The 1498-nt window shown below is 63.4% G+C and carries 2 protein-coding genes and 1 pseudogene; 2 read left to right on the forward strand and 1 reads right to left on the reverse strand.

Translation table 11 applies throughout. The annotated features are described in order from the left end of the window. The first annotated feature begins 108 nt into the window (after nt 1–108). Nucleotides 109–447, forward strand: a complete 339-nt coding sequence (locus KYK14_RS22370; protein ID WP_484826116.1) for a transposase — start codon at nt 109–111, stop codon at nt 445–447. Nucleotides 448–627: 180 nt separating this feature from the next. Here KYK14_RS22370 and KYK14_RS22625 read toward each other — a convergent pair whose 3' ends face one another. Continuing rightward, a complete protein-coding gene (locus KYK14_RS22625) occupies nt 628–750 on the reverse strand; it encodes a hypothetical protein (RefSeq protein WP_425514714.1) in 123 nt (40 codons plus the stop codon). Between the two features lie 596 nt (nt 751–1346). Between KYK14_RS22625 and KYK14_RS22630 the strand changes: the two are divergent. Then, nucleotides 1347–1498 (forward strand): annotated as a pseudogene (locus KYK14_RS22630) (IS1182 family transposase); the annotation flags it as partial.

Consider the following 1498-nt stretch of genomic DNA (forward strand, 5'->3'; position numbering starts at 1 on the left):
AAGCCCTATAACATCTGACAATTCACCGTGGCTGTTGCAGAACTACCTACTTGATAGGCTAATCGTAGAAAGGATATGCAGGGCCACAAGCACTTCTCCGATTAGGCCATCACGCAGTTTCGCCTCTCCGAGCACGTGACACGCCACAATCTCTATCGCCGCCTCCGCGAGCTGCTGGATTGGGACTTTCTCTACCAGCAGACCCGCGCGGTGTACAGCCACACCGGTCAGCCCTCGCTTGACCCGGTGGTCTTCTTGAAGTTGGTGCTGGTGGGTCGGTTGGAGAACCTGGTTAGCGACCGGCGCCTGATTGAGCACTGTGCCCTGCGCCTGGATATCCTCTACTTTCTGGGCTACGAAGTGGACGAGGACCTGCCCTGGCACTCGACCATCAGCCGCACCCGGCAGCTGTACCCCGCGGCGGTGTTTGAGCACCTGTTCGACTAGGTCTTTGCCCAGTGCGTAGCCGCCGGGCTCGTCGCGGGCGATACGCAGGCCGTCGATTCGGCGCCCGTAAAGCCAATGCCTCGCTCGATCGCCTGTGCGAAAAGCCGGTCGGCCCGCTGCCCACCCCGACCCTGCTGGTGGTGGGGCAGCCCCGGGCGAACACGCCTGTCGCGGCCCCCCCTACGCTCGGCTCCCGCCCATCAGCTCCGCTACGAGGCCGCCCGGCAAGCCAAGCGGCGCGCCTCCCCTGGGGGCCTGGGCGCCCACCACGCCAAAGCCCGCCTGCTGAGCAACAAAACGCACTACAGTCCGGCCGACCCCGAAGCGCGCATCTCCGTTAAGCCCGGCAAAGCGCGTGCGCTCAATTACCTCTGTAGCCTAGCCGTGGACACCGCTCAAGGTGTCATCACGCACGTGCAAGCGGATTTCGCCGACTCCCGCGATAGCCTGCACCTGCCCGGCTTAGTCGAGCACTTACAGGCGCGCCTGCGCCACAACGAGTTGCAACTGCGCGAGCTAGTCGCGGATACGGGCTACTCGAACGGCTTCAACTATGCCTTCCTGGAGCACCGCGGCATCACGCCCTGGATCCCCGTGTTTGGCGCCTACAAACCCGTGATCGAAGGGTTTACCTATCAACTCGACCGTGACGAGTACCGCTGCCGGGCCGATAAGCCGCTGCCCTTTCACAAGTATCGGCCCACCGCCGACGGGGTCTGGATGAAGCGCTACCGCGCTTCCTACGCTGACTGCCAGGCCTGCCCGCTCAAAGCTACTTGCGTACCGAAGGTCGACTCCAAGCAACTCGTGCGCTCGGCCTTCAATGGGGCCTATCGACGGGCCTGGCACCGACAGCGCAGCCGGCAAGGCCAGCACATGCGCCGCGTGTGGCAGAGCCCGTGTTCGGCAACCTGCTCCAGCAGTATGGTTTGCGGCGGGTCGGCACGAAAGGACGAGCGGCAGCGCACAAAACCATGTTGCTTAGCGCCATTGCCTACAACCTCAAAAAGCTGCTCAAGCACTTGCCCAAACGAGTGGTGAGCCTGGCCCT

The sequence above is a fragment of the Hymenobacter profundi genome (assembly GCF_019334315.1).
GTDB lineage: Bacteria > Bacteroidota > Bacteroidia > Cytophagales > Hymenobacteraceae > Hymenobacter > Hymenobacter profundi.